Below are 24,160 nucleotides of genomic sequence, written 5' to 3'. Positions count from 1 at the left end.
CGTGGGCGCCCGGTCCGCGCATAGTCTGGGAGCAGACGACCCGGAGGGATTCCGATGTTCCGACGCCGCCGTGACGACCAGGGCGACCCCGCACGCCGGGCCGCCCAGTACCAGGTGGACCGCGAGATCGCGGCGGAGGCCGCCGACCCGGAGGCGGAGGCCGCCGACGGGGGCACCGACGCGGACCGGGCCGGCGCGCAGCCCCGCCGCCGCATGGACGACCGCGCCCTGTGGGTGGACACCGTCGTCGACCAGGCGATCCGGCGCGGCGAGTTCGACGACCTGCCGCTGCAGGGCAAGCCGATCCCCGGGCTGCGCGGCACGCACGACCCGGACTGGTGGCTCAAGAACCTCGTGGAGCGCGAGCAGATCACCGGCGTCCTGCCGGCGGCGCAGCTGCGCCGCGACGACGCGGAGCTGGACGAGACGCTCGACCGCGAGCCCGAGGAGGAGCGCGTCCGCGCGACCGTCGAGGAGTTCAACGCGCGGGTGGTCGACGCCCGCCGGCAGCTGCTCGGCGGGCCGCCGGTCGTGACGCCGACCCGGGACGTCGAGCGCGAGGTGCAGCGGTGGCGCGAGCGCCGCCGCGCCCGCGGGATCTTCTGAGGCCGCCGTGGCCGACGTCGTCGTGGTGACGGGACCGCCGGGCTCGGGGAAGTCCGCCGTCGGGGCGGCCCTGGCCGGCCTGCTCGACCCCTCCGTGCTGCTCGAGGCGGACTGGTTCTTCGGCCGGTGGCGGCGCGGCGCCGTCGACCCCTGGCTCCCGGAGGCCGCGGTCCAGACCGCGCCCGCGGGCCGGGCCGCGCTCGCCGCGACGGTCGAGTTCGCCCGCTCCGACGCCTGGGTGGTCTACGACGGCGTGCTGCACCGCGAGGCCGCGCGGGACCTCGCAGCCCGCGCCGCCGACGCCGGCGTCGCCGTGCACCGCGCCGTGCTGCTGCCGCCGGTCGACGTGTGCCTCGCCCGCGTGGCCGCGCGCACGGGGCACGGCTTCGACGACCCGGACGCCACGCGGGCCATGCACGCGCAGTTCGCGGCAGAGGCCGACCATCCGGCGGACGACGGCGCGGCGAACGCCGCCCTGCGGGACGACGGCGCGTCGCCCGGCGACCTCGCGGCGCGGGTCCGCGACCTCGTGCTCGCGGGTTCTCTGCAGGTACCGGGCACGAGCGCGTCGGCGCCGCCGGTTACCGTGGCGCCGTGACGACGCGCCCCCACGACCCGACCCTCACCGCCGCGTGCCTGGTCTCCCGCGCGGCCGCGGCGCTGGCCGTGACGCCGCGTCCGACGACGGTCGACGGCCTCATCGCCGGCGACCCCGGCTCGCTGGTGCGCGGCGTCGCCGTGACGACGCTGGCCACGCTCGAGGTGCTGGAGCGCGCGGTGGCGGCGGGGGCGAACGTCGTCGTGACGCACGAGCCGCCGGACTACGACCACACCGGCGCCGCGGTGCCGGACCTGGAGGCCGAGGGCGATCCCGTGCTGACCGCCAAGCGCGCGTTCGTGGCCGACCACGGCCTCGTCGTCTGGCGCGCGCACGACGCCTGGCACGACCGCCGTCCGGACGGCGTCGACGAGGGTGCGGCCCGCGCGCTGGGCTGGACGCTCGACCCCGCCGCCGAGGGGGCGTCGGTGTGCGACGTCGGCCCGACGACGCTGGACGACCTCGCCGCGCACGTCGCGACGGCGCTCGGGTCCCGCACCGCCCGCTACGTCGGCGACCCGGACCAGCCGGTGCGCCGCGTGGGCCTGGACCTGGGGTTCCGCGGCTTCGCGCGCAACCGCGCGGTGCTGCGCCGGGACGACGTGGACGCCGTCGTCGTGGGGGAGGCGCACGAGTGGGAGACCCAGTCGTACGCCCTGGACGCCGCGCACCTCGGCACGACCGGCCGGGGTGCTCCGAAGGGGCTGGTCGTGGCGGGGCACGTCCCCGCCGAGCAGGCGGGGATGGCGTTCTTCGCCGACTGGCTGCGCGACGTCGTCCCGGAGGTGCCGGTCACGTTCTTGCCCGCGCCGGACGTCGCCCGGCCGGCGCGGGTCGGACCCGGCGGCGGTCAGCCGACGTAGGCGAGCGCGTCGATCTCGACGAGCATCTCCTCGCGCGGCAGCCCGACCATGACGGTGGTGCGCGACGGCAGCACGGCGTCCGGGCCGAGCCGCTCGGTGAGGAACGCGCCGTAGGCGTCGTTCATGGCGGCGAAGTCGTCGCGCGTCGTGAGGTAGACGCGCAGCATCACGACGTCCGCCATCGTGCCGCCGCCGGCCTTGACGATCGCCTCGACGTTCTGGAGCGTGCGCGTGGTCTGCGCGGCGACGTCGCCCGGGTAGAGGTACTCGTTGGTCGCCGGGTCCACGGGGCCCTGCCCGGAGACCTGCAGCAGGTTGCCGACCCGCACGCCCTGGTGGAACGTGTGCGCCGGCGCCGGGGCCTGGTCGGTGGAGATCGCGGTCTTCGGGGTCTGCTCGGCCATCTGCTCGTCCTTTCGGGTGGTACGGCGCACGACACGCCGCGGGATTCTGATGGGGCGTCGCTGATCGCTACGCGGGCACGGTCAGAAGTACACGCGCACGAGGTCCACGACGACCGGGTCCGCCGCGTCGGCGTCGTCGATCACCGGGACGAGCTCCCACTTGTCGAACGCGGTGCACGGATGGGACAGCCCGAGGCGCACCACCATCCCCACGTCCAGCCCGCCCTCCGGCAGCGCGGACTGCAGGTACGCGTGCTGGTCGTTGAGCGCGGTGACCCGCACGCCCGACACGTCGACGTCGGGATGCCCGAGCACGCGCTCCGGAACGGGCAGGTCGATGTCGAACGGCACGTCGCGACGCCCGGCGTCGGAGAAGGCCAGGCCGGGCTGCGGGTGGGAGAGCACCCGCGTCCACGCGTGCATCGCGGGGCGGAGCGACGCGGTCGCGCCGGGCTGCTCCAGCGCCGAGATGCGCGCATAGTGTCCCGCGTCGTGGGCGACGTACGCCCCGGAACGGAGCACCACCCGGGTCGGGGTCCCGCGCGTGCCGTCAGGGTCCGCGAGGCCGCCGCACTCCTCAGCCACCACGTCGAAGAACGCGCTGCCACCGGCGGTGACGACGGCGCCGTCCCGGTAGAGGCCGGCCTCGTCGATCCGCCGGTGCAGGTGCGCGAGCGCCGCGAGGTAGTCCCGCACCCGGGCCACGCCTGCCTCGCTCCGATCACCGGAGAGGGCGCCCTCGTAGCCACCGACGCCGGCAAGGACGAGACCGGGTCTCCGGTCGACCTCCCGAGCGAGCTCGAGGGCCGCGTCGATGCTACGGACCCCGGTACGGCCACCGTCCGCGCCGAGCTCGACCAGCACCCGGAGCGGCCGCTCGGCGTGGCGCTCGTCGAACACCTGCGTCATCAGGTCGAGCTGGGTCGTGCCGTCGATCCAGCAGTAGAGCTCGAAGCCCGGGTGTGCCAGCAGCTCGTCGGACGCCCAGCGGAGGCCGACGGGGTCGATCAGCTGGTTGGCGATGACGATCCGGTCGAAGCCGTACCACCGCGCCATCTGGGCCTGCCAGGCCGTCGCGAGCGTGATCCCCCAGGCGCCGCGGTCGAGCTGCTCGCGCCAGAGCTGGGGCGACATCGTCGTCTTGCCGTGCGGCGCGAGGTCGAGCCCGCGCTCCGCGCACCATCGCGCCATGCTGTCGAGATTGTGGTCGAGCGCGCCGCGGTCCAGCGTGAACACCGGGGTGCTGAGCTCGCTCAGACGTGGCCCACGAGCGAGGTACTCCCTGTGCGTCAGTCCCCACGACGACGGCGGCAACGACTTGTGCTCCGGGAGCAGGACCTCCCCGGCGATCGCGTCGATCTTTGCCTCGTCCATCAGTCCACCTCGATCGCGTCGACGGATCGTTCCTTGCCGAAGAAGCCTAGGAGCAGGGCACCCAGGACCGCGACAGCACCCCCGACGGCGAAGGTCCCCGTCCAGCCGAGCGCCGACTCGATGAGGTAGCCGGTCACGATCGGGGCGAAGATCGACGCCGTGGTCGCGAACATCTGCACCGCCCCGGACACCGAGCCATAGGCGTCGCCCGGCACCGCCTCGCCGATGATCAGCCAGTACTGGGCGCCGGTGAAGTAGAGCAGCAGGATGACGACGGCCATCAGCAAGATGGCTCCGGTCGTGGAGGCCACGACGCCGACGAACGCGAACAAGAGGGCCGTGAGCGTGAGGCACACGACGACAGTCCAGCGTCGTGCTTCCATGGACCGCCCCGTCCGGCGCGCGATCCAGTCCGTCACGACACCGCCGAGCACCATGCCGACGCACCCACCGATCCACGGGAGCGAGCCGCCGATGGACAGCTGGGCGAGGTCGATTCCCCGCTCCTGGACGAGGTACGTCGGGAACCAGTTGAGGAACGTCCACAGGATCCATGCGTAGCCGAAGTAGGCGACCGCCGTGGCCCAGACGCTGGAGATGCGGAGGTAGCGCCACCATGCCGACGCGCGACCGGCTGTGGTCTTGCCCGCCGACGCCTGCCCCTCGCGGATGTAGGCAACCTCGGCCTCGGAGGCGCCGCGGTGCTGCTCGGGCGTGTCCCGCACGACGACCAGCCAGCCCACCAGGAAGAGGATCCCGACCGCGCCGAAGATGATGAACGGGAGGCGCCAGTTGCCGTCGGTCGCCGCCATGATGGCGACGACGATCGGCGTGCCGACGGCCCCGCCCAGCGGCGTGGAGGCGTTGGCGACACCTACGGCCATCCCGAGCTCACGCTTGGGGAACCAGTTGTGCATGAGCTTCGCCGTCACCGTCGCCTGCGGGCCCTCGCCTGCGCCAAAGAGCAGGCGGATGATCAGGAAGCTGATGAAGCTGAAGCCAGCCGCGGTCAGGGCCGTGAACACCGACCATGCCGCGATGGCCCAGGCCATGACGTTCCTCGGCCCGTACCGGTCGGCGAGCCAGCCCCCGATGAAGCCGAACGGCGAGTAGGTGAAGGCGAACGCCGCGGCCAGCCAGCCGAACGCGGAGGAGCTGAACCCGAACTCGGCGATGATGAACGGCGCGGCGACGCCGAACGCTGCACGGTCCGAGTAGTTCAGCCCGAGGACGAGGAAGTTCGTGGCGAGGACGCCGAAGCGCGCTCGCGTGCGACGACCGACGGTGGTCGCGGCAGATGTGACCATGAGTGACCTTCCGGGTTGCTGATCGACGGCGATCAGTGGATGAAGCTGGTGATGACCGCGCACGCCGCGTCGAGCTCGTCCAGGGGGACGTACTCGTCGGCGGTGTGCGCCTTGCCGATGGACCCGGCGCCGAACACGACGCAGGGCACGCCGTCCAGCGCCAGCTTCGACGCGTCGGTGCCGTGCCCGACCCCGAGGGGAGCGCCGTCGAGCCCGTGCGACCGCAGGACCGCCTGGAACTGATCGAGCGCGGGGCTCTCGGTCGCTGCCAGGGCGTAGTCGACGATGTGGGGCTCCGCGACCTCGACGACGTCGGGCCAGCGGGAGGTCAGGTCGTCGGCGAGCGCCTCCCACACCTGGTGCGGATCCTCGCCCGGGACGGTGCGCCGGTCGATGGTGATGGTGCACGTCTCGGGCAGGATGTTCGGCCCGGCCCCGCCCTCGATCATCGTGACCGCCAGGGACGGTGGCCCGACGAGCTCCTGGGCCTGTGCGTCGAGCGCCCCCTGGACGTCGGGGCCCTGCAGGTAGGAGACGACCTCGGCCGCGAGCGAGATCGCGTTGCTGCGCCCCCACGGCTCGGAGCTGTGCCCGCCGTCGCCCCGGACCGTGATCCGACAACGCATGCAGCCCTTGTGGGCCACCACCATGCGCAGCGAGGTGGGCTCGCCGACGATCGCGGCCAGCGGCGTGCGCGCCCAGGTGCGCCGCAGCTCCTGGACGCCGACGTAGCGGTGCTCCTCGTCGACGACACCGGCCAGCACCACCGTGCGGGACGGGACTCCCGCCGCGGCGACCGCCTCCATCGCGCTGAGGAAGACGGCGAGCTGCCCCTTGGCGTCGCAGGTCCCGCGGCCGTACGCGCGGCCGTCCTGATACGTCACCTCGTACGGCGCGACGGTCATGCCGTCGGCCTCGACGGTGTCGAGGTGGGTCTCGAGCAGGATCACGTCGTCCGAGGCCCCGGCCAGGGTCACGACGACGTTCGCCCGACCGTCCTGCACGGGGACGAGCTCCGCCTGCATGCCCCGGGCTCTCGCCCACTCGGCGACGAACTCGGCCAGCGGCGTCTCCGCTGGCGTCGCGGCTTCCCGGGGGTTCACCGAGGGGATGCGGACCAGCTGTTCGAGCAGCGCGCGGGGACCAGTCATGGGTGCTCCTGTCTCCTTCGACCGGTAGAGGGCGCACGCAGTCAAGCACGGAGATTTACCGAATGTCTAGCGCCTTGACTACTTTTACATCTGGCTAGACTGACGCCAGCTACGAGGTCGAGGAGGCCCTGTGTCAGATCCGGGAACCCCGGTGTCCGCGATGACCCCGGAGATGAGCGCACTGTTCACGCCCGTTCCCGCGGTCGACTCGATCGAGACTCTCGCCGCCATGCTGAGGCCGGTCATGCGGGCGATCGCCACGGCCGTCGGCCCGCACTGCGAGGTCGTCCTGCACGACCTCCGCGACCACCACATGGAGCGGACGATCGTCGCGATCGAGAACGGCCACGTCACGGGCCGTTCCGTCGGCGGACCGTCGACCAATCTCGGGCTCGAGGTGCTCAGCTCCGAGAGCGAGGACCACAACCGGTTCGGCTATCCCGGTCGGACGTCCGGTGGCCGGGACCTCAACTGCTCCTCCATCTACTTCCGCGACCAGGACGGCAAGGTCATGGCCTCGCTGTGCATCAACGTCGACCTGACCGCCCTGCAGACCGCGCGGACGGTCCTCGACGATCTGCTGCCGCAGCGTCGGAGCCAACCGGTGAGCGAAGTCATCGCGCCGGACATCACCACGGTGCTCGACGACATGATCGAGGCCGCGATCCGTCAGGTCGGCAAGCCGGTACCACTCCTCGGGAAGCCCGAGCGCGTCGAGATCCTCCGCTACCTGGAGGAGCGCGGGGCATTTTTCGTCAAGCGATCGGTCGAACGCACCGCGAGGCGACTGTCCATCTCGAAGGTGACGGCGTACGGATATCTGGACGAGATCCGCAACGGTTCGTGACGACGCTGCTGCAGGGAGGTCCGGCATGGCCGCCGAGTGGCTGATCCGCGACGCGCTGGTGCTCGACGGCACGGGCGCGCCGGGCGTCGTCGCCGACGTCGCGGTGACCGACGGCCGCGTCACCGCCGTCGACGAGGGCCGCGCCGACGCCCGTGCCGCCGGCGCGCACCGCACGATCGACGCCGAGGGCCGCGCGCTGACGCCCGGCTTCATCGACATGCACGCGCACTCCGACGTGCAGATCCTCGCCCACCCGGACCACACGGCGAAGGTGAGCCAGGGCGTCACGCTCGAGGTGCTGGGCCAGGACGGCCTGTCGTACGCGCCCGTGGACGACCGCACCCGCGCGGCGATCCGGGCGCAGATCGCGGGCTGGAACGACGACCCGCCGGGCTTCGCCTGGGACTGGGAGTCCGTGGCCGGCTACCTCGACCGCCTGGACCGCGGGATCGCGTGCCACGCCGCCTACCTGGTGCCGCAGGGCACGCTGCGGCTCCTCGTCGTCGGGCCGGACGAACGCCCGGCCACCGCCGCGGAGGTCGCCCGGATGGGCGAGCTGCTCGCGCAGGGGATGCGGGAGGGCGCGCTGGGCATGAGCAGCGGCCTCACGTACACGCCCGGCATGTACGCCGACGACGACGAGCTCGCCGCGCTGCTGCGCGTCGTGGCCGAGCACGACGGCTACTACAGCCCGCACCACCGGTCGTACGGCAAGGGCGCCCTCGAGGCGTACGCGGAGATGATCGACCTGGCCCGCGCCACGGGCTGCGCGCTGCACCTCACGCACGCGACGATGAACTTCGCGCCGAACAAGGGCCGTGCGGGCGAGCTGCTCGCGCTGATCGACGCGGCGCTGGACGACGGCGTCGACGTCACGCTCGACACGTACCCGTACCTGCCCGGCTCGACGACGCTCAGCGCGATCCTGCCGAGCTGGTCGTTCTCCGGCGGCACGGACGCGCTGCTCGCGCGGCTCGCGGACCCCGCCGACCGCGAGCGCATCCTGTACGAGCTGGAGCACGTCGGCACCGACGGCTGCCACGGCTGCGTGGCCGAGTGGGACACGATCGAGATCAGCGGCGTGCAGAACCCGGCGCTGTCCGGCCGCGTGGGCCGCACGGTCGAGGCGATCGCCCGCGACGAGGGTCGCGAGCCCGGGGACGTCTTCGTGGAGCAGCTCGTGGCCGACCGGCTCGGCACGACGATCCTGCAGCACGTGGGCCACGAGGAGAACGTGCGCGCGATCATGCGGCACCGCACGCACTGCGGGGGCTCGGACGCGATCCTCGTGGGCGGCCGCCCGCACCCGCGCGCGTGGGGCACGTTCCCGCGCTACCTCGCGCGGTACGTGCGCGAGCTCGGCGTCCTCACCCTCGAGGACTGCGTGCACCACCTCACGGGCCGGCCCGCGGCCCGCCTGAAGCTGGCCGACCGCGGGCTGGTCCGCCCCGGTTACGCCGCGGACCTCGTGCTGCTCGACCCCGACACCGTCCAGGACACCGCCACGTTCGAGAACCCCCGCCAGCAGGCGGCGGGCATCGACCTGGTCCTGGTCGACGGCGTCGCCGTCATCGACGACGGCGCCCGCACCGACGCCCTCCCCGGACGCGCGCTGCGACGCACCGGGAGCGGCACCCGCTGAGACAGGAGGAACCCGATGCACGCGCTGCTGCAGGCCGCGGGGGACGACGACAACACGCTCGAGCTGATCAACCAGCCGTGGTCGGAGCACGACACGCAGGTGCTGGTGGTCACCGCCATCGGCATCGCCGTGGTGGTGCTCCTCATCACGATGCTCAAGATGCACGGCTTCCTGGCCCTGACCATCGGGTCGCTGTTCGTGGCGATCGGGTCCGGCATCCCGCTCGGCGACGTCGCCGGGGTGTTCGAGACCGGCGTCGGTGACGTCCTGGGCACCGTCGGCGTGCTGGTGGTGCTGGGCGCCATGCTCGGCAAGCTGCTCGCCGACTCCGGGGGAGCGGACGAGATCGTCGACAAGATCTTCCGCGGCAGCACCGGGAGCCTGCCGTGGCGGATGGCGCTCATCGCGTTCCTCATCGGCATCCCGATGTTCTTCGAGGTCGGGCTCGTCCTCCTGATCCCGGTGATCATGCTGGCCGTCCGGCGCTCGGGGCTGCCGGCGATGCTGCTGGCCATGCCGGCGCTGGCCGGGCTGTCGGTGCTGCACGGTTTCGTGCCACCGCACCCCGGGCCGCTGGCCGCCATCGGCAACCTCGGCGCCGACGTCGGCATCACCATGGCGCTCGGCCTGCTCATCGCCGTGCCCACCGTGATCATCGCCGGCCCGGTGTGGGGCCGGTTCGCCGCCAAGCTCGTGCCGATCGGCGCGCAGGGCGGCGGCGGGGGCATCGTCGCGGCGGACGACGCGGGGTCGGGCGAGCCCGGCACGGTGAAGACCCACAACCCCACGTTCGTGCTCACCCTGGTGACGATCCTCAGCCCGGTGATCCTCATGCTGGTGCGCGCGGGCGTCGAGGTCTGGGCCAGCCCGGACTCGTGGTTCTTCCCGTTCGTGTCGTTCATCGGCGAGCCGCTCGTGGCGCTGCTCATCGCCGTCCTGCTCGCGATGATCACGTTCGGCACCAGCGTCGGGTTCTCGCTCGGCACCCTCGGCTCGAAGATGACGGAGAGCCTCAAGCCCATCGCGAGCGCCACGATGATCGTCGGTGCCGGCGGCGGCTTCAAGGCCGTGCTGGTCGAGGGCGGCACGGGCATCGCCATCGGCAAGGCCGCCGTCGCGATGAGCCTGTCCATCCTGCTGCTCGGCTGGCTGATCGCCGTGCTGGTGCGGATCGCGACCGGGTCCGCGACGGTCGCGATCGTCACCGCGTCGGGCATCGTCGCGCCGCTCGCCACCGGCCTCACGCCGACGCACCTCGCGCTGCTCGTGCTCGCCATCGGCGCCGGCTCGCTGATCCTGTCGCACGTCAACGACGCCGGGTTCTGGCTGGTCAAGGAGTACTTCGGCATGACGGTCGGACAGACCTTGAAGACCTGGACGGTGATGGAGACGATCATCGCCGTCCTCGGCCTGGTCTTCACCTGGCTGCTCTGGCTGGTCGTCTAGCCGCCGACAGGCTCACCCGGCGGTGGGGTCGCGGCAGCGCGCAGCATTCCTTACGTTCGGGGCGTGGAGGACGAGACCGACCCGGGCAGCACGTGGGAGCCCGACGCGCTGCCCGGCTTCGAGCGGCTGACCCTGCCGCTGGAGCCGGACTTCGAGGGCGACGTCGTCGCGACGCTGGTGCGGAGGGCCGTCGAGCCGGGCGTCGCGACGCCCGGGCGGGACGCCGGCATCGACGTCCTGTACGTGCACGGCTGGGTGGACTACTTCTTCCAGACCCACCTGGCGGCGTTCTGGGAGCGGCAGGGCGCGCGGTTCTACGCCCTCGACCTGCGCAAGTACGGCCGGAGCCTGCGCGAGCACCAGACGCCGGGGTTCGTCACCGCGCTGGCGACGTACGACGAGGACATCGAGGCCGCGCTGGCCGTGCTCGGCCACGGCCCGAAGCCGTCGTCGGGCCGCCGCCTGGTGCTCATGGGCCACTCGACGGGCGGGCTGGTGCTGAGCCTGTGGGTGTCGCACCGGCCGGGGCGCGCGGACGCGCTGGTGCTCAACAGCCCGTGGCTCGAGTTCCAGACCCGCAGCGTGGGGCGGTGGATGCTGGAGCCGGGCCTGCGCGCGCAGGCCGCGCTCGCGCCGCGCAGCCACCTGGTGAACGTGGACCTCGGGTACTACGTCCGTAGCGTCTCCAACCGGTACGACGGCGCGTGGGAGATCGACCCGGCCTGGCGCCCCGACACGGGCTGGCGCACCACCCCGGCGTGGCTGTCCGCGATCTTCCAGGGGCAGGAGCGCGTGTCCCGCGGGCTCGGCATCGACATCCCGGTGCTGGTGCTGCTGTCGACCCGCTCGACGGCGCCCGTGCGGTGGAGCCCCGAGATGATGACCACCGACTCCGTGCTCGAGGTGGGCGGTGTCGCGCGCCGCGTCCCCGCGCTGGGCAGCCTCGTCACCCTGGTCCGGATCGACGGCGCCCTGCACGACGTCACCCTCTCCGCCCCCGCGGTGCGCGACGTCGTCTGGCGCGAGATCTCCCGCTGGGTCCACGCCTACGTGCCCGCCCCGACCGCGGCGGCCGAACCCGAGCCGACGGGCGTGGCCGCCTGGTGGCGCCGCACCTTCGGCGCCGGCCGCCCGTCGCGGCGCGGGGTCAGAGCGCCCGCACCAGCTCGATCTCCTCGCCCTGCTCGAGGACGAAGCGCTCGCCCGACGGCGTGAACCCGAGCTTGGCGTAGGCGGCCTGCGCCCGCGGGTTGTCGACGTGCACGCACAGCCGCGCCCGGGCGACACCGGCGCTCCGCGCCCAGTCCTGGACGCCGTCGAACAGCCGCCCCAGCAGACCGGCGCCGCGGTGCTCGGGCCGCACGAACACGCCCACCAGGTGCACCTGGCGCTGCGCGACCGGCCCGCCCAGCACGTCGGTCGCGCCCGGCTCCTCGATCAGGCCCGTCGTCGTGGCGACCCACCTGCCGTCCGCGTCGACGGCGACGAGCGCCGCCACCGCGTCGCTCGTCGCGTTGCCGCGCGCCCGCTCCTGCCAGAACGCGTCCGGGCGCGCCGCCGCGACGTCGTACGTCTCGAGGAACGCCACCGGGGCCGCCGGGTCCTGCAGCGCCGCCAGGCGCAGGTCGCGGGTCTCGCGCCACTCGTCCTGGCGGGCGCGTCGGACGGTCGGCGGAGCGGGGGGTGTCGTCATGGACCGATCCTTTCACCGCACGGCCACGGCCCGCGCCGGGATTTCCGGGCGGGCCGCGGTGGCTGGACGGGCGCGGGACGGCGTCGCCGGTCAGGCCGCGCCGGCGTCGGACCGGCGGGTCCAGAAGCCGACGTGCGGCGCTGCCGCCTCGTCCTCCAGGAGCGGGCCCACGATCTCGATCTCCCGCTGCCCGTGCGCGACCACGTCCCGGCACGGCAGGGCGAACGTCGGGTTCTCCGGGTCGTCACCGGTGAGGTCGAGGAGCCGCGTCTCGGAGAGCGCGTAGACGACGCGACCGATGCCGCACCAGTACACGGCGCCGGTGCACATGACGCATGGTTCGGCGCTCGTGTAGAGGGTGGCGCCCACCAGCTCCTCGGGCGACAGCGTCCGGGCTGCCTCTGCGGCGGCCATGAGCTCGGCGTGCTGGGTCGGGTCGCCCTCCGGCGGCATCGAGTTGTTCCCGCGGCGAGAGACGACCCGCCCGTCGGCAGTGGCGACCAGCGCCGCGAACGGGTGGCGTCCCCGCGCCTTCGCGTCGGCGGAGAGCGCGATCGCCTCGCGCAGCAGGGAGAGGTCGGTGTCGGTCGGCAGGTGGGCCATCAGGCGCTCCTCGGGGTGGGGACAGGGTGGGTAGTGGGGTCGGCGGTCGGTTCCGCCGACGGCGCCGGCTCGGCGGGCGCGTCGTCCGCGGCACGGCGGTTGAGCAGGGCGTTCATGAGCACGGCGACGATGGCGCAGAGGAAGATGCCGCTCTCGAGCACCATCCGCAGCGGGCCCTGGACGTCGGCCAGCAGCTCCGGCATCGCCATCGGAAGGACGCCGACGCTGATGGAGATCGCGACGATCAGCGCGTTCGGCGTGTCCTGGTAGCGCACCTGCGCGAGCTCCTGGATGCCCGCGGCCGTCGTCATCCCGAACATCACGATCGCCCCGCCACCCAGCACCGCGGGAGGCACGGCCGCGATCACCGCGCCGAGCTTGGGGACCAGCCCCAGGACGACGAGGATCGCGCCCGCGACCGCGACGACGTACCGGCTGCGGACCTTCGTCATCGCGATCAGCCCCGTGTTCTGGCTGAAGGCGTTGAGCGGGAACCCGTTGGCCAGGCTGGAGGCCATAGTGGACAGCCCTTCGGCACGGAAGGCGTCACCGAGCCTGCGGGGCGTGATCTCCCTGCCCACCATGCGTCCGATGGCCAGGGTGTTGCCGGTCGTCTCGGCCATGATGACGACCATCGCGAGGGTCATGACCAGGATCGGCACCGGCTCGAAGGTCGGGACGCCGAACGCGAGCGGCGCGGAGACACCGAACCACGCCGCGTCGCCGACGCCGGAGAAGTCGCTCATGCCGGCGGCGACGGCCACCACCGTCCCCACGAGGAGCCCGACGAGCACCGCGAGGGCGGACAGCAGGCCCGTGAACCGCACGTACACCACCAGCGTGACCACGATCGTCAGCAGCCCGACCAACAGGTGACGGGGTGCCCCGAAGTCCTCGGCTCCCTCGCCACCGCCGAGCCACCCCGCCGCGGCGGGCATCAGCGAGATCCCTACCACCGTGATGAGGCAGCCGATCACGACCCGGGGGAAGTACCGCAGCAGGCGCGAGAAGACGGGCGCCAGGCAGATCGCCAGCGCGCCGGCGACGAGGCACGACCCGACGACGGCCGTCATCCCGTACTCGGTGCCGATGAGCAGCATGGGCGACAGGGCGATGAACGACGCGCCCTGGATCAGCGGCAGCCGCGCGCCGAAGCGCCAGAACCCGAAGGTCTGCACCAGGGTCGCGAGTCCCCCGAGCAGCAGGTTGGCGTTGACGAGGGTGACGGTCTGTGACGACGTCAGGCCGAGCGCGCCGGACAGGACGAGCGGCACGGCCACCACGCCGGCGTAGATGACGAGCACGTGCTGCAGGCCGAGCGTGATCATCGACCGTGCCGGGAGGATCTCGTCGACGGGGTCGGTCGGGCGGTCGTTCCTGGTGGCGGTCGGGCGGTTCGACCGCCCCGGGCGGAGCTGAACAGTCATGGGGCTCTCCTCTCCTCGTGACCCGGGCGTCGTTGCTCGGGCGGGATCGGCCTCGTTGCCAGTGACCGGGAGACTACGGGCGCACTTGTCGATGGCAGAACTGAGTTTCTATCGACGGATCCGATAGTTTGCGCGCGTGAGATTCTCGATCGACCAGGTGGAGGCGTTCGTCCTCGTCGCCCGCCACGGCTCGTTCTCCGCGGCCGCACGCGCGATGCAGCGTTCGCAGTCGACGGTAAGCGTCGCCATCGCGAACCTCGAGATCGCGCTCGACACCGAGCTCTTCGACCGCTCGACGCGTCGTCCGTCCCTCACCGCGGCGGGCGAGGCGATGCTGCTGGAGGCCCAGGCGCTGTACGACCGCAGCGTGTCGTTCGAGCGGCACGGGGACGCCCTGGCCGAGGGCATCCCGACCAGCGTCACTCTCGCCGTCGCCGCACCGTACGCGCTGATTCAACCTGTCCTCACGGCGTTCGCCACGAGGTTTCCCCACACCGATGTGCGCCTGCGCAACCCGGCACAGGGCGACGCCGCCGCGGCCGTGCTGCGCGGCGAGGCGAGCGTGGGCGTCGCATTCGCGGTCCCGGACTACGACGAGACCCTGGCCTTCCACCAGCTCGGCAAGGTGATCATGGCGCACATCGCGCACCGCGATCACCCGCTGGCGCAGATCGCCCGGCCCTCGTTCGACGACCTCCGCGCCCACCGCCGCATCGCGTACGACGCGCACGCGCGCGCCCTGCCGACCAGCGAGTACCTGCAGTCCGTCCAGACCTGGACGGCGGACTCCTACGAGGCCCTCATCTCGCTGGCGCGCTCGGGCGTGGGCTGGGCGACGCTCCCGCGCCTCCTGGTGCGCGACGAGCTGCGCTCGGGGCGGCTCGTCGAGCTCTCCCTGGAGGCGTACCCGCACACGGACTGGATCGTGTCCGTCGACCTGCTGTGGCAGCGCCGGCGGCGGCTCGACGCCGCGGAGTCATGGCTCGTCGACGCGTTCCGGCGCCTGAAGATCAGCGAGACGTCGCCGTTCGGTCAGTCGACGACCCGGTGAGGCGCGCCCGCACGTGCTCGACGATCCCGTCGGCGGCGGCCTCGATCTCGGCCAGGGTGGTCTCGAAGCCGGACTCGTCGCCGTACCAGGGGTCGTCGACGTCGAGCAGGTGCTCGTCGCCGCCGGGCTCGACGACGGGGGCGTCGGGGTCGAACGACCGGTAGAGACGGATCTCGGCGAGCCCGGGCGACCCGGCGGCACGGTCGGCGAGACGCCGCAGGCGGCGGGCGTGCTGCGCCGTCATGGGCAGCAGCAGGTCGTGGTCGGCGAGGTCCGCGGCGGTGACCTGGCGGGCGCGGTGCCCGTCGCCCGTCGGGTAGCCGTGGGCGGCCAGGGTGCGGCGGGCACGGCCGTCCACGGGGTTGCCGTGCTCCTCGTCGCTCACGCCGGTCGAGTCCACGACCACACGGTCGCCGAGGCCGGCGGCCTCGAGCCGGTCGCGCAGCACGATCTCGGCCATGGGGGAGCGGCAGATGTTGCCGGTGCAGACGGTCATCACGCGGTACGGGGCGCTGTACGGGGTGGCGGTCACCGGCCCATTCTCGCCTCTCGCCGAGCCCTGCCCCCCGATCCGTGCCTACCGTGTGGCATGGCGAGATGGGCGGCGGACGGGCTGATCGCCGTGACCGGTGCGAGCGGACGGCTCGGGTCACGACTGGCGTTCCGGCTCGCGGCGGAGGGCGCGCGGCAACGGCTGGTCGTGCGGGACCCGGCGCGCGCCCCGCGCCTCTCGGACGGGAGGCCGCTGCCCGAGTGCCAGGTCGCCGTGGCCGACGGCTACCGCGACACGGAGGGGATGCGCGCCGCGTTCGACGGCGTGCGGACGGTGTTCCTGGTGAGCGCGCGCGAGGCGCCGGACCGCGTCGCGCAGCACACGGCGATGATCGACGCCGCCGCCGCGGCCGGCGTCGAGCGCCTCGTGTACACGTCGTTCGCGGGCGCGGCCCCGGAGGCCGTCTTCACGTTCGCCCGCGACCACTGGCACACCGAGGAGCACCTGGCCGCCGTCGGCGCCCGCACCGGGCTGCGCTGGACGGTGCTGCGCGACAACCTCTACTTCCACGCGCTGAGCACGTTCGTCGGGCACGACGGCGTGATCCGGGGCCCGGCGGCCGACGGGCGCGTGGCGGCCGTGTCGCACGACGACGTCGCGGACGTCGCGACCGCCGTCATCCTCGACGAGCGGCCCGCCCGGCACGACGGCGCGATCTACGAGGTCACCGGGCCGCAGGCGCTCACCCTCGACGAGGTGGCGGCCACGCTCGGCCGCGCCGCCGGCCGCGACCTCACCTACCACCCCGAGACCGAGGAGGAGGCGTACGCCTCCCGCGCCGGGTACGGGGCGGAGCCGTTCGAGCTCGACGGGTGGGTCTCGTCGTACACCGCCATCGCCGCGGGCGAGCTCGCGCACGTCTCCGACGACGTCGGCCGGCTCGTCGGGCGGCCCGCGCGCTCGCTCGCGCAGTGGCTCGACGACTACCCCGGCGAGTGGGCGCATCTGCGGCGTGCCTGATCGCGGTCGGCGCGTCCTGCCGAGTTCACCCTGAGGAAAACCCTTGGCCTCCCTCGCCGTGCGGGCGTAGCGTCGTCGGCACATGAGAAGGGAGGTGATCCGAGCAGTGAAGACTCTTCGGACCCATGAGGTGGTCGCGCGCTAGTCGCGCGCGCTAGAACGTCGGGCGGGTAGCGAGTTCCTCGCGACCACCGGAGCCCGCGGGTGCCGTGACCTCGTCCAGCACGGCAGGAGGCTCGACCTCCAGCCCGCGGGCTTTCTCGTACCCACCGTCAGGCGAGCACGGCGGCCTGGCGCTCCCGCCGCAGGCGTCGCTCCGCCTGGGCGACGAGCTCGTCGGCGTCGGCCGCGCCGGCCACGGACCACGCCGCTGCGGCGTGCAGCCCCGGCCAGACCACGCCGTCGAACCCGTCGGAGGGCGCGGCGACGTGCGCGAGCACGTGCCGGCGCAACGCGTCCGCGGACGCCGCCGCCTGGATGTCGTCCATCGCCGGCAGGGTGGCCAGGACGGCGAAGACGTCGCCGTCCACCCGACCCGCCTCGCAGCCGGCGGGCAGCGCCGCCGCGATCCGGGCCGCGAGCTCCGCGAGCACCTCGTCGCCGCCGTCCTGCCCGAGGTCGGCGTTGAGCCGCGCCATGCCCCGCACGTCGAGCAGCACCAGGACCACGCGGGTCGCGCCGCCGCGCACCAGGGTGCAGCGGTGCCGCAGCGCGTACCAGGTGGCGGAGCGTCCCGGCAGTCGCGTCAGCGGGTCGTGGGTGGAACGCTCGGCCAGCTCCGCGACGACGGCGCGCATGACGTCGGCCGTGCTCGCGGCGCCCCACGACGAGGGGCCGCTGACCAGGACGTCGTCGTAGCGCCGGTCCGCCGTGCGGGCCATCGCGCGCCCGGCGACGTCCGCCAGCGCCGTCCCGGGGGCGACGACGAGGGGCGACCAGTCCGCGACCGCCCCGGTGGGGCGCCGTTCCAGCACCGCGCGCCCGTAGCCCAGGCGTCCCGTGAGCGCGGCCGTGAGGCCCGACCGCGTGACGATGCCGGTGCGGGCCGGCGCGGCGTCGTCCTGCACCGCGACCGACCCCACCTCCGGACGCCGGAAGATCACCTCCAGCTGCCCGACGGGCAGCGTCGAGCCCACCACCAGCACCGGCTGCGCGAGCTCCCCGACGGACGCCGCGCGCGCCGACCGGCGCGGGGCGACGTGGCGGGCCAGGCGGGCGATCTCGTCGTGCACAGCGGAAGTATGGCCGCGGCGCGACACCGTCCGGCGCCCGTCGCGGAGAGTTCGCCGAGCGTTCGCCGCCCGTTCAGCGTTCGCCCTGCTCAGCCGGCCGACGACTTGGGAGCGCGACCACCCGGCGCCCGAGGACGCCGGTCCCTAGAGTGTCGCGAGGGTACGCGATGTCGGGACGTCTCGGGGGCGACGGATGCGCAGGACGAGCAGGACGACCGGTCGCAGGACCACGAGCGGCCTGCTGGCCGCGGCGCTCGCGCTGGGCGGGCTCGTGGGCCTCGGGGCACAGACCGCGACGGCACCGGCCGCGTCCGCCGCGGCGGACGGGGAGGTCAACCCGTTCTCCTCGTCCGGCGGGTTCACCGTGTACGCGCAGCGCGACGCGATCGTCGGCAACCAGGAGCTCGAGGGCTCCCTGGCCGCCGGGCGGAACCTCACCGACACGACGGTGGCGCAGTGGGCCGTGATCCACGTGGCCGCCGGCACCGCCGACTACACCATCCCCACCGTCGACGGCGACCCGACGCGCCTCCTCGTCGGCCGGTTCGACCCGGACGAGTCGCGCAACGTCGGGCAGGTCAACATCACGAGCCGCGGCGCGACCACGCCCGAGAACGTCGGCACCCTCAAGACGGTGGACCGCGACCTCGGGCCGTACGACACGTCCGCCCGGGGCGAGGGCTGGGTGCGGGAGTCGGAGCAGGGGTCGAACCCACCCCTGATCGACGCGACCGCCCAGACCTTCCCCGCCGATGCTGAGCCGCCCACGGGCAGCAACACCTCGATCTTCACCGAGCAGACCGGCGACACGCAGGAGGTCGTCGCGGGGTACGTGCAGGCGAACCAGGACGCCAGCCTCGACGACACCACCGCGTGCCTCGCGACGATCACCGATCCGGGCGGCCACGACGTGAACCACGTGACCGTCGCCGAGGACGACGGCGTGCGCAAGGTGCTGTCCACGCTCGCCTCCGACCGGCCCAACGTGGTGGCCTACGAGGACGTCGCGGGTGCCGACCTGCTCCAGTTCTCCCCGGGCAGCGCCGTGCCCGGCGCGCAGAACCCCCTGATCATCCGCGTCCCTGCGGGGACGACGGACGTGCACGGGCTGCGGGTGGACCCGCAGGGCCAGTACTCGCCGTACATCCTGTGGGACCTGTCCGCGGTCACGGGCGACGTGACCGTCGCACACACCGGCGAGCGGATCGACGGGTCGATCTTCGCCCCGAACGCGAACGTCACGGTGGACGCGGCGCCCCTCGACGGCCAGGTCGTCGGGCAGGACGTGACCCTGCTGGGCGGTGAGGTGCACTCGTTCCTGTTCGCCGGCACCGTCCCGTGCGGGGAGCCGCACGGGACGTTCGAGCTGTCCAAGGAGCTCGACGGCATCGCCGCGGAGGACCTGCCGGAGGGCACGACGTTCCCGGTCGACTGGACCGCCACGTCACCCGACGGCGAGGTGCTCGGGTCCGGGACGCTCGCCCTGCCCGCGGACGGCAGCGCGGTGCGCCCGCAGGACGTGGACGGCACCTTGAGCACCTTCCCCGTCGGCACGGTCGTGACGTTCGAGGAGCGCCCGCCGGGCGACGTACCCGGCTGGGCCTGGACGGGCACGTCGGTGTCACCGTCCTCGCTGACCATCACGGACGAGGGCGACGCCGTCGTGGGCGCGACCGTGAGCAACACGGCGGAGCGCACCCGGGGTACGTTCGAGATCACCAAGACGGTCAGCACGGGCATGGACGACCAGGTCGCGGTGCCGGAGGGCACCACCGTCACGATGCGCTGGACGGCCGTCGACCCCGACGACAACCGGAGCACCGGCACGATCGACCTGGTCGCGGGGGCCGACGGGAGGTTTGCACCGGCCGGTCCCGTGGACAACGACGGCGACCCCGTGACCTTCCCCGTCGGCACGGAGGTCACCCTCGCGGAGGTCGCCAGGGACGACCTGCCGGCCGACCTCGCCTGGGGCGGCGTCTCGTGGAGCCCGGGCCGCACGATCACCATCGACCGGGAGGGCCAAACGGTCGCCGAGCACGTGACGAACATGCTCGTCACGAATACGGCGCTGCCCGAGTACGCCGCGTTCAGCGTGGTGAAGGTCCTCGATGTCGACGGACCGGTGGACCCGGACCTGCAGTTCTCGGTCGAGTACACGTTCGACCCGCCCGGCGGGCCGCGCGAGGGCCGGCAGCGGGAGATCGCCGTCGGCGACCCGGTGACGATCGACACGCTGCTGGACGGCGAGCAGATCCCGACGGGGACCACCGTGTGGGTGCGGGAACCCGAGCCGCTCTTCGACGAGGGCATCGTCTGGGACGAGACGACCCTGCTGGCGGACGGCGAGCCGCTCACCGACCCCGACGAGGACGGGTTCTACCCGCTCGAGCTCGAGGGCGGGGAGACCGTCACGCTCGAGGTGACGAACGTCGGGCACGTCCCGACCGGCTCGTTCACGCTGGCCAAGGAGCTCGACGGGCCGGACGCCGAGGACGTGCCGGAGGGCACGGAGTTCACGGTGGGGTGGACGGCGACGTACGTCGACGGCACGACGACCAGCGGCTCCACCGCCCTCGCACCCGACGGCGGGCCGGTGGCCCCGACGGGCGCGGACGGCGAGCCGCTCGACTTCCCCGCCGGCACCACGGTCACGTTCGACGAGGCCGACCTGCCCGACCTGCCCGGCTGGGACTGGGGCGAGCCCACGATCTCTCCCGCCGAGATCACGGTGGGCGACGGCGAGACCGCCGCCGTCACCGTCACCAACTCCGCCACGGTGGAGCACGGCGCGTTCGAGGTGTCGAAGGCGCTCGAGGGCGCGGACCCGGGCGACGTGAGCGGTGACGGGTTCAGCGTGCCGTGGTCGGCGACCCTGCCCGACGGCAGCACCGACGAGGGCGTGCTCACCGTGCCGGCGGACGGCACCGCCGTCGGCCCGGACCGCGAGTTCCCGGTGGGCACCACGGTGCACGTCACCGAGGAGCCGCCGGCCGACGCGATGCTGCCCGACGGCTGGACCTGGGTCGTCCCCACCTGGTCCCCGGGCAGCAGCCTGACGATCGACGAGGGCACGGGCACCACGGAGCTCACGGTGACGAACTCGGCCGTGCCCACCACGACGCTGCGGGTCGAGAAGCTGGTCGAGGGAGCGGACCTGCCCGACGGCACCCGCTTCCCGGTCGAGTACCGCCTGGACGACGGCCCGGTCCGGCAGGGCGACCTCGTGCTCGGCGACCCGTTCGTGGCGGACGACGTCCCGCTGGGCACGACCGTCGAGATCCGCGAGGCCGACCCGCCCGCCGTCGACGGCAGCACGTGGGACTCGGCGCGCTGGGCGATCGACGGCCGGGCGCTCGAGCCCGACGACGACGGCTGGGTGGTGATCCACGCGGACGACGAGCGGCTCAACGCCGTCACCCTCACGAACACGGCCCGCCCGACGACGCCGGAGCAGCCGGGGTCGCCCGGCGGCCAGCTCCCGCAGACGGGGTTCGGCGGCGGCACCCTGCCGCTGCTGGCCCTCGGCCTGCTGCTCCTCGGCATCGCGGTACGCGTCGTGGCACGGACGCTGCGGGCCTGACCTCGCCGGGGACGAGGGGCGGCCGACGCGCTAGCCTGCGCGGATGGCCGACCCGACTCCCGGCGCAGGCGTGCTCCCGACGTGGGAGCTCATCGACGACCCGCAGGCCTTCCTCGACGAGGTCGGCGACGAGCTCGCCGACGACCCGGTGCGCGCCACGGTCGTCGCGACGACGGCCCGACGCCTGGCCGACGGCGCCGCACGTGGCGAACCCGCCCCGGACCACCCCTGCTGGTTCGCCGTGGCCCGGGACGACGCCGGCGCCGTCGCCGGTGTGGCCATGCGGACCGCGCCGCACCCGCCCCACCAGGCCTACCTCATGGCGGCGTCGGCACCGGCGGCCGCCGCCCTGGCCGACCTGCTCCTGGAGCGCGGCGAGGTCGTCCCCGCCGCGAACGGCGACCTGGTCCCGACCCGGGCGTTCGTCGACCGGGTCGCCGGGCGCACCGGCGGGGCCGTGACCGTCGTCCGGCCGTCCCGGCTGTTCGAGCTCGGCACCCTCACGCCTCCGGCCGACCCGCCCGCGGGGGAGCCGCGCCCGGTCACCCCGGCCGGCGTGGGCCTCGCCCACCGCTGGTTCGCCGGATTCGCGCGCGAGAGCGACCTGCAGGCGGGCAGGGCGCCGCGCGACTCCGTTCCGCAGCACACCCGGGAGCAGGTCGCCGCGCGCGTCGAGGCAGGTCAGCTCTGGTTCTGGGAGGTGGACGGCGTTCCCGTGTCCATGGTCGGGCACGTCGGTCCGGCGCTGGGCGTCGCGCGGGTCGCGCCGGTCTTCACGCCCGCCGAGCACCGCGGCCGCGGGTACGCGGGGGCCCTGGTCGCGCACGTCTCCGCGGTGCTGCGCGACGCGGGGCACCGCGTCACCCTGTTCACCGACCTGGAGAACCCCGTGTCCAACGCGCTGTACGAGCGGCTCGGCTACGAGAAGGTGGTCGACATGGCCGAGCTGCGGATCGTCCCGTGACCGAGGGCGCGCCCGACGTCGCGGCGCTGCGGCGCGGCGCCCACGAGCGCGCCGTCGCCCGTCCCCGGCGGCCGTTCGCGGGAACGGTGACGGACTGGGTGCCCCGTGGCGTCGCGCTGCGCCGCTACACGCCCGACCGCCGCCACCCCGGCGCGGCGGCCGTGTTCCTGCACGGCGGGTACGGCCTGTTCGGCGACCTCGAGCTGCAGGACGCCTGGTGCCGGCGGGCCGCGGAGACGCTCGGCGTCGTCGTGCTCGGCGTCGACTACCGGCTCGCGCCGGAGGCGACGCTCGACGACGCGGTCGCCGACGCCCTGGCCGCCGTGGACCTGCTCGCGGACGAGGGCTACGACCGCCTCTACCTCGACGGCGACTCCGCGGGCGGCGCGGTCGCCGTCCTCGCCGCCGAGCGCGCCGCACGCCCGCTGGCGGGCCTGCTGCTCACCAACCCCAACCTCGACCTGTCGCTCGAGACCTACGACGACGACCTGCCGGGCGGCCCGGGCCGCGAGCTGTCCACGTTCGCGATGCGCGCGTGGACCGGCGTCGACCCTGCCGACGCGCCGCGCCTGCACCGGTCGGCGACCGGCCTGCCGCCGACGCTGGTCGCGGTGGGCGAGCTGGACTCGCTGCGTCCCGAGGCACGGGCCCTGGCCGACGCCTGCCGCCGCGACGGCGTGCCCTGCCGGCTGGTCGAGCTGCCCGGCGCCGAGCACGGGTTCGTCGGCACCGAGCACGCGGGCGCGGTGCTCGCCGAGGCCGCGGCGTTCCTCGGCCTCGGCTGAGCTCCCCGACGGGCGGGCGTGCTCAGGCCTCGCCCGCCTCGGCGACGCCGACCGCGACGGCGAGGTCCTGCCACGACATGCCGGAGCCCTTGAACACGTTCGGCCGGTCGGTCGCGCGGGCGTGCCCGCGCACGAGGTCGGCCAGGGGTACGAGGTCGTCGGGCCGCAGCGCGCCCTCGTCCACGGCAAGGACCACGTCGCCGCACTCGCGCATCGCGGTCGCCCTGTCCTCGACGACGACGAGCGCCCGGCCCATGAGCCCGGAGTCGAGCTCCCGGCGGCCGGGCTCGTGCGAGCCGATGGCCACGACGCACGCGCCGTCACCCACCAGCGCGCCGTCGAAGAGCGGCTCGCCCGCCGACGTCGCGCACACCACGAGGTCGGCGTCGGCGACGTCGGACGTGCTCCCCTCGCGGGCCGGGAGGCCCCGCGCGACCAGCGTCTCGACGGCGGCCGCCAGGCGTCCCGGGTCACGCCCGACGAGCGCGACGTCGTCGAGGTCGCGCACCGCCGCCATCGCGACCGCGTGCTCGACGGCCTGCGGCCCGGTGCCGACGACGACCAGGCGCCGCGCGTCCGGCGCCGCGAGGTGGTCGGCCGCGACGGCCGAGGTCGCGGGCGTGCGCAGCTCGGTGAGGGCCGACCCGTCGAGCTGCAGCCGCGGGGTGAGCGTGGCGGCGTCGAGCAGCAGGTAGGTCGCCTGGATGCGCGGCAGACCGCGCGCCGGGTTGTCCGGTGCGACGGTCGCGATCTTGACCCCGGCCCAGTCGCCGAACACCGACGGCATGAGCAGCAGCTGTCCCGCGCCGGCGGCCACCGACGACCGCGCCGGGTCGTCGGCCGGGTCGAACCCGTCGAGCAGCGCCCGCTCGACCAGCCGACGGGCCTCGTCGGGCCCGACCCGGCGGCGGACCTCGTCGCCCGTGACGAACGGCAGCCCGCTCGTGCGGTCCGGGGAACCGGCGCTCATCTGCTGTCTCCTGGCCTCGACGTCCTGGACGCGGCCAGGATGTCACGTCGGCCGGCACACGACCGGCCGGCCCGTCGGAGGGGTCGACGGGCCGGCCGGGG

22 protein-coding genes are annotated in these 24,160 nt (G+C 73.9%); 12 read left to right on the top strand and 10 right to left on the bottom strand.

Features of this window, described 5'->3' with window-relative positions; all coding sequences use genetic code 11:
* The first annotated feature begins 54 nt into the window (after positions 1-54).
* Genes ACQP60_RS09455 through ACQP60_RS09445 form a run of 3 tightly spaced genes read left to right on the top strand, consistent with a single transcriptional unit; the run spans position 55 to position 2,067 of the window.
* The gene (locus ACQP60_RS09455) at positions 55-606 is read left to right on the top strand and encodes a DnaJ family domain-containing protein (protein ID WP_429731206.1); all 552 of its coding nucleotides are present in this window, start codon (positions 55-57) and stop codon (positions 604-606) included.
* 7 nt (positions 607-613) lie between these two features.
* Positions 614-1,204 carry an AAA family ATPase gene (locus tag ACQP60_RS09450; protein ID WP_429731203.1) on the top strand — a complete coding sequence of 197 codons (591 nt, stop codon included), beginning with the start codon at positions 614-616 and terminating at the stop codon, positions 1,202-1,204.
* A complete protein-coding gene (locus ACQP60_RS09445; RefSeq protein WP_429731200.1) occupies positions 1,201-2,067 on the top strand; it encodes a Nif3-like dinuclear metal center hexameric protein in 867 nt (288 codons plus the stop codon). The genes ACQP60_RS09450 and ACQP60_RS09445 overlap by 4 nt, the downstream gene beginning before the upstream one ends.
* On the opposite strand, the gene ACQP60_RS09440 is transcribed toward ACQP60_RS09445, so the two are convergent.
* From ACQP60_RS09440 to ACQP60_RS09425, 4 genes are all read right to left on the bottom strand, one after another.
* Positions 2,055-2,471, bottom strand: a complete 417-nt coding sequence (locus ACQP60_RS09440; RefSeq protein ID WP_429731198.1) for a RidA family protein — start codon at positions 2,469-2,471, stop codon at positions 2,055-2,057. The genes ACQP60_RS09445 and ACQP60_RS09440 overlap by 13 nt on opposite strands.
* Before the next feature lie 81 nt (positions 2,472-2,552).
* The gene (locus ACQP60_RS09435; protein ID WP_429731195.1) at positions 2,553-3,845 is read right to left on the bottom strand and encodes an alanine racemase; all 1,293 of its coding nucleotides are present in this window, start codon (positions 3,843-3,845) and stop codon (positions 2,553-2,555) included.
* Complete coding sequence (locus ACQP60_RS09430; protein WP_429731193.1) at positions 3,845-5,152, bottom strand: MFS transporter; 1,308 nt, start codon at positions 5,150-5,152, stop codon at positions 3,845-3,847. Before ACQP60_RS09430 ends, ACQP60_RS09435 begins: the two co-directional genes overlap by 1 nt.
* Before the next feature lie 32 nt (positions 5,153-5,184).
* Positions 5,185-6,303, bottom strand: a complete 1,119-nt coding sequence (locus tag ACQP60_RS09425) for a M20 family metallopeptidase (protein WP_429731191.1) — start codon at positions 6,301-6,303, stop codon at positions 5,185-5,187.
* 160 nt (positions 6,304-6,463) lie between these two features.
* Here ACQP60_RS09425 and ACQP60_RS09420 point away from each other — a divergent pair, with 160 nt between their 5' ends.
* The 4 genes from ACQP60_RS09420 (at position 6,464) to ACQP60_RS09405 (ending at position 11,453) form a co-directional block, all read left to right on the top strand.
* Positions 6,464-7,150, top strand: coding sequence for a helix-turn-helix transcriptional regulator (locus ACQP60_RS09420; protein ID WP_429731188.1), 687 nt, complete (start codon positions 6,464-6,466; stop codon positions 7,148-7,150).
* Positions 7,151-7,175: 25 nt separating this feature from the next.
* Positions 7,176-8,792, top strand: coding sequence for an N-acyl-D-amino-acid deacylase family protein (locus tag ACQP60_RS09415; RefSeq protein ID WP_429731185.1), 1,617 nt, complete (start codon positions 7,176-7,178; stop codon positions 8,790-8,792).
* Positions 8,793-8,807: 15 nt separating this feature from the next.
* Positions 8,808-10,238, top strand: a complete 1,431-nt coding sequence (locus ACQP60_RS09410) for a GntT/GntP/DsdX family permease (protein WP_429731183.1) — start codon at positions 8,808-8,810, stop codon at positions 10,236-10,238.
* 63 nt (positions 10,239-10,301) lie between these two features.
* Complete coding sequence (locus ACQP60_RS09405; RefSeq protein WP_429731180.1) at positions 10,302-11,453, top strand: alpha/beta hydrolase; 1,152 nt, start codon at positions 10,302-10,304, stop codon at positions 11,451-11,453.
* Here ACQP60_RS09405 and ACQP60_RS09400 read toward each other — a convergent pair.
* From ACQP60_RS09400 to ACQP60_RS09390, 3 genes are all read right to left on the bottom strand, one after another.
* Positions 11,386-11,931 carry a GNAT family N-acetyltransferase gene (locus ACQP60_RS09400; RefSeq protein WP_429731177.1) on the bottom strand — a complete coding sequence of 182 codons (546 nt, stop codon included), beginning with the start codon at positions 11,929-11,931 and terminating at the stop codon, positions 11,386-11,388. The genes ACQP60_RS09405 and ACQP60_RS09400 overlap by 68 nt on opposite strands.
* Positions 11,932-12,021: 90 nt before the next feature.
* Positions 12,022-12,534, bottom strand: a complete 513-nt coding sequence (locus ACQP60_RS09395) for a nucleoside deaminase (RefSeq protein WP_429731174.1) — start codon at positions 12,532-12,534, stop codon at positions 12,022-12,024.
* On the bottom strand, positions 12,534-13,961 hold the full coding sequence (locus tag ACQP60_RS09390; protein ID WP_429731171.1) for a nucleobase:cation symporter-2 family protein: 1,428 nt from the start codon (positions 13,959-13,961) through the stop codon (positions 12,534-12,536). The genes ACQP60_RS09395 and ACQP60_RS09390 overlap by 1 nt, the downstream gene beginning before the upstream one ends.
* A gap of 136 nt (positions 13,962-14,097) precedes the next feature.
* Between ACQP60_RS09390 and ACQP60_RS09385 the strand changes: the two genes are divergently transcribed.
* Positions 14,098-15,012, top strand: coding sequence for a LysR family transcriptional regulator (locus ACQP60_RS09385; RefSeq protein ID WP_429731168.1), 915 nt, complete (start codon positions 14,098-14,100; stop codon positions 15,010-15,012).
* Here ACQP60_RS09385 and ACQP60_RS09380 read toward each other — a convergent pair.
* Complete coding sequence (locus ACQP60_RS09380; protein ID WP_429731419.1) at positions 14,972-15,508, bottom strand: low molecular weight protein-tyrosine-phosphatase; 537 nt, start codon at positions 15,506-15,508, stop codon at positions 14,972-14,974. The genes ACQP60_RS09385 and ACQP60_RS09380 overlap by 41 nt on opposite strands.
* A 93-nt stretch (positions 15,509-15,601) precedes the next feature.
* Between ACQP60_RS09380 and ACQP60_RS09375 the strand changes: the two genes are divergently transcribed.
* The gene (locus ACQP60_RS09375) at positions 15,602-16,525 is read left to right on the top strand and encodes an SDR family oxidoreductase (protein WP_429731165.1); all 924 of its coding nucleotides are present in this window, start codon (positions 15,602-15,604) and stop codon (positions 16,523-16,525) included.
* A 272-nt stretch (positions 16,526-16,797) separates the two neighbouring features.
* On the opposite strand, the gene ACQP60_RS09370 is transcribed toward ACQP60_RS09375, so the two are convergent.
* Positions 16,798-17,757 (bottom strand): diguanylate cyclase domain-containing protein, encoded by a 960-nt coding sequence (locus tag ACQP60_RS09370; protein WP_429731162.1) that lies wholly within the window; start codon positions 17,755-17,757, stop codon positions 16,798-16,800.
* A 193-nt stretch (positions 17,758-17,950) separates the two neighbouring features.
* Here ACQP60_RS09370 and ACQP60_RS09365 point away from each other — a divergent pair, with 193 nt between their 5' ends.
* From ACQP60_RS09365 to ACQP60_RS09355, 3 genes are read left to right on the top strand one after another with little or no spacing between them, the layout of a single operon-like run.
* Positions 17,951-21,340: a DUF5979 domain-containing protein gene (locus tag ACQP60_RS09365; protein WP_429731160.1), complete on the top strand. Its 3,390-nt coding sequence runs from the start codon at positions 17,951-17,953 to the stop codon at positions 21,338-21,340.
* Positions 21,341-21,383: 43 nt separating this feature from the next.
* Positions 21,384-22,304, top strand: coding sequence for a GNAT family N-acetyltransferase (locus tag ACQP60_RS09360; RefSeq protein ID WP_429731158.1), 921 nt, complete (start codon positions 21,384-21,386; stop codon positions 22,302-22,304).
* Positions 22,301-23,089 carry an alpha/beta hydrolase fold domain-containing protein gene (locus tag ACQP60_RS09355; protein ID WP_429731155.1) on the top strand — a complete coding sequence of 263 codons (789 nt, stop codon included), beginning with the start codon at positions 22,301-22,303 and terminating at the stop codon, positions 23,087-23,089. The genes ACQP60_RS09360 and ACQP60_RS09355 overlap by 4 nt, the downstream gene beginning before the upstream one ends.
* Positions 23,090-23,111: 22 nt before the next feature.
* On the opposite strand, the gene ACQP60_RS09350 is transcribed toward ACQP60_RS09355, so the two are convergent.
* On the bottom strand, positions 23,112-24,059 hold the full coding sequence (locus tag ACQP60_RS09350) for an ornithine cyclodeaminase family protein (RefSeq protein WP_429731153.1): 948 nt from the start codon (positions 24,057-24,059) through the stop codon (positions 23,112-23,114).
* Positions 24,060-24,160: the final 101 nt, after the last annotated feature.

Origin of the sequence: Isoptericola variabilis (assembly GCF_050311655.1) — a bacterium.
Taxonomy (GTDB): Bacteria; Actinomycetota; Actinomycetes; order Actinomycetales; family Cellulomonadaceae; genus Isoptericola; species Isoptericola variabilis.
Note: the sequence above shows the minus strand (reverse complement) of the source record. Positions and strands in the feature narration are given on the sequence as shown.

What these genes read in the sequence shown, in the direction of transcription:
- ACQP60_RS09455 (WP_429731206.1), top strand. Translation starts at nt 55, where the DNA reads ATGTTCCGACGCCGCCGTGACGACCAGGGCGACCCCGCACGCCGGGCC.
- ACQP60_RS09440 (WP_429731198.1), bottom strand. Translation starts at nt 2,471, where the DNA reads ATGGCCGAGCAGACCCCGAAGACCGCGATCTCCACCGACCAGGCCCCG.
- ACQP60_RS09435 (WP_429731195.1), bottom strand. Translation starts at nt 3,845, where the DNA reads ATGGACGAGGCAAAGATCGACGCGATCGCCGGGGAGGTCCTGCTCCCG.
- ACQP60_RS09430 (WP_429731193.1), bottom strand. Translation starts at nt 5,152, where the DNA reads ATGGTCACATCTGCCGCGACCACCGTCGGTCGTCGCACGCGAGCGCGC.
- ACQP60_RS09425 (WP_429731191.1), bottom strand. Translation starts at nt 6,303, where the DNA reads ATGACTGGTCCCCGCGCGCTGCTCGAACAGCTGGTCCGCATCCCCTCG.
- ACQP60_RS09420 (WP_429731188.1), top strand. Translation starts at nt 6,464, where the DNA reads ATGACCCCGGAGATGAGCGCACTGTTCACGCCCGTTCCCGCGGTCGAC.
- ACQP60_RS09415 (WP_429731185.1), top strand. Translation starts at nt 7,176, where the DNA reads ATGGCCGCCGAGTGGCTGATCCGCGACGCGCTGGTGCTCGACGGCACG.
- ACQP60_RS09410 (WP_429731183.1), top strand. Translation starts at nt 8,808, where the DNA reads ATGCACGCGCTGCTGCAGGCCGCGGGGGACGACGACAACACGCTCGAG.
- ACQP60_RS09400 (WP_429731177.1), bottom strand. Translation starts at nt 11,931, where the DNA reads ATGACGACACCCCCCGCTCCGCCGACCGTCCGACGCGCCCGCCAGGAC.
- ACQP60_RS09395 (WP_429731174.1), bottom strand. Translation starts at nt 12,534, where the DNA reads ATGGCCCACCTGCCGACCGACACCGACCTCTCCCTGCTGCGCGAGGCG.
- ACQP60_RS09390 (WP_429731171.1), bottom strand. Translation starts at nt 13,961, where the DNA reads ATGACTGTTCAGCTCCGCCCGGGGCGGTCGAACCGCCCGACCGCCACC.
- ACQP60_RS09380 (WP_429731419.1), bottom strand. Translation starts at nt 15,508, where the DNA reads ATGACCGTCTGCACCGGCAACATCTGCCGCTCCCCCATGGCCGAGATC.
- ACQP60_RS09375 (WP_429731165.1), top strand. Translation starts at nt 15,602, where the DNA reads ATGGCGAGATGGGCGGCGGACGGGCTGATCGCCGTGACCGGTGCGAGC.
- ACQP60_RS09365 (WP_429731160.1), top strand. Translation starts at nt 17,951, where the DNA reads ATGCGCAGGACGAGCAGGACGACCGGTCGCAGGACCACGAGCGGCCTG.
- ACQP60_RS09360 (WP_429731158.1), top strand. Translation starts at nt 21,384, where the DNA reads ATGGCCGACCCGACTCCCGGCGCAGGCGTGCTCCCGACGTGGGAGCTC.
- ACQP60_RS09350 (WP_429731153.1), bottom strand. Translation starts at nt 24,059, where the DNA reads ATGAGCGCCGGTTCCCCGGACCGCACGAGCGGGCTGCCGTTCGTCACG.